4 protein-coding genes are annotated in these 3,342 nt (G+C 71.8%); 1 reads left to right on the top strand and 3 read right to left on the bottom strand.

Features of this window, described 5'->3' with window-relative positions; translation table 11 throughout:
* Positions 1-7 precede the first annotated feature (7 nt).
* Positions 8-166, top strand: coding sequence for a DUF5133 domain-containing protein (locus ABZY57_RS32430; RefSeq protein ID WP_356518089.1), 159 nt, complete (start codon positions 8-10; stop codon positions 164-166).
* Between the two features lie 21 nt (positions 167-187).
* Here the strand turns inward: ABZY57_RS32430 and ABZY57_RS32435 are convergent, their stop codons facing one another.
* The 3 genes from ABZY57_RS32435 to ABZY57_RS32445 form a co-directional block, all read right to left on the bottom strand.
* Complete coding sequence (locus tag ABZY57_RS32435; RefSeq protein ID WP_356518085.1) at positions 188-676, bottom strand: DUF6328 family protein; 489 nt, start codon at positions 674-676, stop codon at positions 188-190.
* Positions 677-875: 199 nt separating this feature from the next.
* The gene (locus tag ABZY57_RS32440; protein WP_356518087.1) at positions 876-1,889 is read right to left on the bottom strand and encodes a glutathione S-transferase C-terminal domain-containing protein; all 1,014 of its coding nucleotides are present in this window, start codon (positions 1,887-1,889) and stop codon (positions 876-878) included.
* Between the two features lie 362 nt (positions 1,890-2,251).
* The gene (locus ABZY57_RS32445) at positions 2,252-3,289 is read right to left on the bottom strand and encodes a Ku protein (protein WP_356518091.1); all 1,038 of its coding nucleotides are present in this window, start codon (positions 3,287-3,289) and stop codon (positions 2,252-2,254) included.
* Positions 3,290-3,342 lie beyond the last annotated feature (53 nt).

The raw sequence follows: 3,342 nt of genomic DNA on the forward strand, positions 1-3,342 counted from the left end.
GACCCGGCTGCGCGGCTGTCAGGCCCGCCTCGCGGCCTCTCCCGAGGATCCCGCGGCCCTGCGCGCCATGGACGACACCGCGCATACCCTGTGTGTGCTGATGGGCAGGGCCACCGCCCTCGAAGCCATCACCGCGGCGGAGGAACAGCTCGCCGCGGCGCCGTAGGAGTCCCGCCGGGACCCGGGGTCAGCGCTTGTCGGTGTAGCGGACGCGTGCCCACAGGGGCAGCACGAACCAGCACAGCACGTACCAGGCGAACACCCCTGTGACGAGCCATGTCGCGAGGGCGTTGCCGGTCGCGACCCTGAGGACGAGGAGCAGGGCCGAGGTGCTCGTGGCCAGGAGCAGCACGAGGCCGGCGGAGGTCAGGCGCGCGGCCCACGTGACGGCCTCGGGCTTGATCTTGCGGCCGGAGACGACACGGTGGAGGGCCACGGGGCCGATCAGGGCGCCGGTCGACAGGGACCCCAGGACCACCGTCACGACGTAGATGACCTTCTCGGTCTGCGGGAGCCCCGCGAACACGGGGGTGAAGGCCACCGTGAGCAGGAATCCGAACAGGATCTGAACGCCCGTCTGGGCGACCCGTATCTCTTGTACGAGTTCTTGCCACTGCCGGTCCGCGCGTTCCTCCGGGGACTCGTCGCGTCCCTGCTGATCCGTGCCGTTCGCCATCGGGCTCCTCCTTGAAGATCTCCTCGGACGTCGTCTGCCCCCGGGGCCCGGCATCATGTCCGCGGGGCGCGGTCCGCGGGTTCCGTGGGCGCCGGGCCGACGCGGAACGGGCTGGGCTCCCGGCGCACGAGCAGGTGCCGGGGGCCGCTGCTACGGCGGACGGCGGTCCTGCCGGCCTCCCTGACCCGCAGCCGGCGCCCTACCCGGACGTCGCTCCTGCCCCTGTTCCTCCGACCGCCTCTTCGGGAGCGGGCGGTCCGGGCGCGGTGCCGTCGCCGAAGGGGCGCCCGCCCAGGGCCGCACGGCCGTGTGCCGAGAGCCAGGTCGCCGGGTCGGGGCCCGCCGGGACGATTCCCGTGGGGTTGATGTCGGTGTGCACGAGGTAGTAGTGCCGCTTGATGTGGTCGAAGTCGACGGTGTCGCCGAAGCCGGGCGTCTGGAAGAGGTCACGCGCGTAGGACCAGAGGACCGGCATTTCGGTCAGCTTGTGCCGGTTGCACTTGAAGTGGCCGTGGTAGACGGCGTCGAACCGGACGAGCGTGGTGAACAGCCGCACGTCCGCTTCCGTGAGGGTGTCCCCGACCAGGTAGCGGGAGCGTTCGAGCCGGACGGACAGCCAGTCGAGGCGGTCGAACAGCCGGGCGTAGGCCTCGGCGTAGGCCGACTGGGTCCCGGCGAACCCGGCCTCGTAGACGGCGTTGTTGACGTCCTTGTAGACCACCTCGTTGATGGCGTCGATGTGCGGCCGCCGCGCGGGCGGGTAGAGATCCGGCGCCCCGGGCCGGTGGTACGGCTTCCACTCCACCGCCATGTCGATCGTGATCTGGGCGAAGTCGTTCGTCACCACCTTGCCGGTCTCGACGTCGACGATCGCCGGCACCGTGATGCCCCGGTCGTAGCCGGGGTCGCGCGCGAGGTAGGCCTCCTCCAGCCGTTCGATGCCGAGCACCGGGTCGCGCCCGCCGGGGTCGAGGTCGAAGCTCCAGCTGCGCTCGTCGTGCACGGGCCCGGCGACGGCCATCGGCAGGGCCCGCTCCAGGCCGAGCAGGCGCCGTACGATCACCGCCCGGCTCGCCCACGGACAGGCCCGGCTGACCACCAGCCGGTAGCGGCCGGGCTCGACGCGGTGGCCGTCCCGGCCGTCCGCGGTGATCCGGGTGGTGATGTAGCGGCTGTCCCGGGTGTATCCCTTGCCGTGGCTGACGTAACTCACGCCCGGCGCCTACCCACGATCGGCCGTACGATCCGTCGGCCGCGCGCGGGGTCACCTCCCTGCGGGGCGGCGGGGCCGGCGCCGGCTCGGGCTCGACGGGGAGGGGCAGGAGCCGGGGTCTTCGCATACGGTGTCTCGCTCCGGCGCCTGCCCGCTCCGGCCCGGCCCAATCCCGGATGCCGTGCCGGTCCGGGCCGACCCCTGCGACCGGACGGAGTTCCCTCACCCGAGCCGGCTCCCACATCGCTCTCGCCCGGTCGCCGTCACGCCGGGCGTCTGCCCTGGCCGCCCTCCTCCGTGCCCTCCCGGCCCGTTGCGTCGGGGCGGCGCGGCGGCCCTGCTCGGGGGAGCGTTCCGCCTGGTCAGGCCGCCCGGCGCGAGCCACGGCCGGAACCGGTGTCGGAGGCACTGCCGTCGGCGGTGAGCGCGTCGCGGAGTTCGTCGCGCGTCATGTTCGAGCGCCCGCGGATCCCCGCCGCCGCGGCCTTCTCGTAGAGCTCCGCCCTGGTCGGGCTCGTCCCGTCCTTCGCGTCGGGCGTCCCGCCGGCCCGATTCCGCGCGTGGCCCGAGGGCTTCCCCCGCTCCGCGTGCTTCCCGTGCTTCGCTCGCTTCCCCGGCTTCCCCCGGGCGCCGCCGGCCCGCTCGACACTGGCGCGCAGCGCCTCGGCGAGGTCGATCACGTGGGTGGCCTCGGCCGCGGGCTCCGCCTTCTCCACGCTCTCCCCCGCCCGCTTCGCCTTGATCAGGGCGGCGACCTTCTCCCGGAACGTGTCGTGGAACTCCTCCGGCTTCCACTCCATGCTGAGCGCCTCGACGAGCTGCTCGGCCATGCGCAGTTCCTTCTGCGAGGCCATGGCCGTGCGCGGCAGGGAGTCGATCTCCGCCCGGGGATCGCGGATCTCGTCCGCCCAGTGGAGCGTGTGGCAGGTGAGCAGGCCGTTCTCCGCCTTCACGGCCACGAGGTACTCGTGGCTTCGCATCACGAGTCGGGCGATCCCCGCCTTCTCCGCCTTGTCGAGGGCCTGCTCGACGAGGCTGTAGATCTTCCCGTACTCCTTGCCCTTCGGTGCCAGGTAGTACGTCGCGTCGAAGAAGATCGGATCGACTTCGGCCAGGTCCACGAACCCCTCGATGTCGAGCGACCTGGACCGGCCCGGGGCGATCTCGTCGAGTTCCTCGGGCTCCACGAGCACGTACGCGTCACCGTCGTCGAAGCCCTTGACGATCTCCTCGAAGGGGACCTCCTCGCCGGTCCGTTCGTTGACCCGCTTGTTGCGCACCCGGTCGGAGGTGCCGCGCTGCAACTGGTGGAAGTGGATGGTGTGGCTGTCGGTGGCCGTGTACAGGCCTACGGGCAGGGTGGTGTTGACTGAACTAGTTTCCGGATAATCGCAGGTCAGATGTGGTTTCTGCTAGCTTCCGGTCATGCTTGAGACGGGTGATCCCCCTCGGG

It is taken from the genome of Streptomyces sp. NPDC006450 (genome assembly GCF_040612195.1).
Lineage (GTDB): Bacteria > Actinomycetota > Actinomycetes > Streptomycetales > Streptomycetaceae > Streptomyces.